Below are 2,248 nucleotides of genomic sequence, written 5' to 3' on the forward strand. Positions count from 1 at the left end.
GTTTGTGTAGGGATCAAAGCTAGAAAGGAAATCGTCATTGCTAAGCTGATGCTATAAAATAGCATACGAATGGTCATTCCCTCTAATTGATTTACACCTAAAGAGGCATAAGATTTTGAACCAAATAACCACTCTTTCTCAAAGTCCGGTGCTATATACTGGATCCATAGAGCAATAATCAGCAAAGTGCCTCCAGCTACTTTTTTGCAAGAAACCGACGTCAACTTTTTAAAATGTTCTTTTTTCATATAAAATCCTGTTAAGAAGAAGGGAAAGAACACAAAGGTTCTAGAAAGGCTTAACGTTGTTTCCAGCGGTTCGTATAAGCCAATCATAATCCCTAAAACTGCCGCAACGGCTAAAGGATATTTGATTTTTGTAAAAATGAACAACATGGCGTTCCAACAAAATAAACTCAATAAAAACCATAGCGACCAAGCTGGCTGAAACACTGAAACTTTGAATGTGGATTCATCATACAGTTTATAGTCGTATACCGCATAGATAAGTTGAAAAATAATATAAGGAAGTAATACTTTCTTCGCCATCTTCCACATATATCCTTTTTTTCGATATCCCTTTGCAAAATAGCCGCTTATTAAAATGAACGCTGGCATATGAAAGGTGTAAATAAATATGTAGAGCGTCCGTAGCCACTGTTCATCATTAATGAAGGGAGTTAACAAATGGCCAAATACTACTAATACAATTAAGATAAATTTTACGTTATCAAAATACGCATCCCGCTTAGCCATTTGATCTCCTCCTTTCTTTCGCCTTCTACGAATTTGTACGACGTGCTGCTGCGAATATCTTTTCTTTACATTCCTTACTATACATAGTGAAAATGAAAAAACAGTGAAAACCTTGCTTAGTTCTATTTTTAAATAAGGCGCGGCTAAATAAGTTTGACAAACGGCGCCTCTTTCTCTACTATATAGATACGCACCCTATCCAATTCAATTTCGCTTGTTGCGGGACACTTAACCAGTACGGATGGATAGGGTGTTTTTGTATGCAAAAAAAGCAGAAGACCTAGGTCTTCTGCTTTTTATTTTGCTATAGGCTGACTTTCGTTTTTTCTGTTTCCTTTTTTATTTTTCAAATAATAAAACAAGTAACAAAAAAGGACAAAGGGGATACCGCAGTATAATGCGATACGCTGACTCTCATCAAAAGCCAGTCCTACACAAGCAGCAAAGCATAAAACAAACGCTAAAATAGGTACAATAGGATATAAAGGAGCTTTGTAAACAAGCTCCGATACATCATTCCCTTCTTTAATATAGCGTCTTCTGAACATAAAGTGAGAAGCCGCAATAGCCATCCATACAGCTACAACCGCAAATCCAGAAATAGAAACTAATACTAAGTAAACAGTTGTTGGTGCAACTACGCTTGACAGCAAGGACAGACATGCCACTCCCATGCTGATAAGCAACGAATTAAATGGAACTCCTTTAGACGTTACTTTTCCTAACCAAGTGCTGACCATTTTTTGATCAGATAATGACCATRGCATTCTCGAACATGCATATAATCCTGCATTAGCGTTTGATAATAAAGCTGTTAAAATAACCAAGTTCATGATATCTGCTGCGTAAGGAATACCTATTTGATCGAATACCGTTACAAATGGACTTTCTAACACTCCTGCTTGTTTCCATGAAATCAATCCAGATAGTACAAACATGGCTCCTATAAAAAAGAAGAACGTACGCCAAATGATATTTTTAATTGCGCGAGGTATATTCTTTTCCGGATCCTCTGTTTCCCCAGCCGTAATACCAATTAATTCTGTTCCCGAAAAAGCAAAGCTAACAGAAACCATCGTAATTAATACAGGCATAAGTCCATTTGGAAATAAACCGCCCTCTCCTGTAAAGTGAGAAAGCATCGGCGCTTTTTCATGACCGCTAAGGGGAATGAATCCAAACATCGCTGCTGCGCCTAAAATAATAAATAMAATAATGGTTAATACTTTAATACTTGAAAACCAAAATTCTGTTTCACCGAAAAAACGTACAGATGTTGCATTTAAACCAAATAATAAAAGGGCAAACAGCGCGCTCCATATCCAAACCGAAACGTCAGGAAACCATCTTTGCATAAGCAATCCAGACGCTGTAAACTCCGAACCGACAGACACCACCCAAGTCAGCCAGTAAAGCCAGCCAACCGCAAAACCAGTTCCCGGCCCGATAAACTTCGTAGCGTATACTTGAAATGATCCTGACACAGGCATTGC

Annotated in this window: 2 protein-coding genes; both read right to left on the minus strand. The window is 37.9% G+C overall.

Features of this window, described 5'->3' with window-relative positions:
• The coding region (locus AC1DRF_RS23945; protein ID WP_477741869.1) for an acyltransferase family protein at positions 1-755 on the minus strand (755 nt) is incomplete at its 3' end.
• Positions 756-1,051: 296 nt separating this feature from the next.
• Positions 1,052-2,248: amino acid permease (locus tag AC1DRF_RS23950; protein WP_477741870.1), on the minus strand; the 1,197-nt coding region annotated here is incomplete at its 5' end.

This window comes from Priestia sp. P5_B4 (assembly GCF_056400385.1).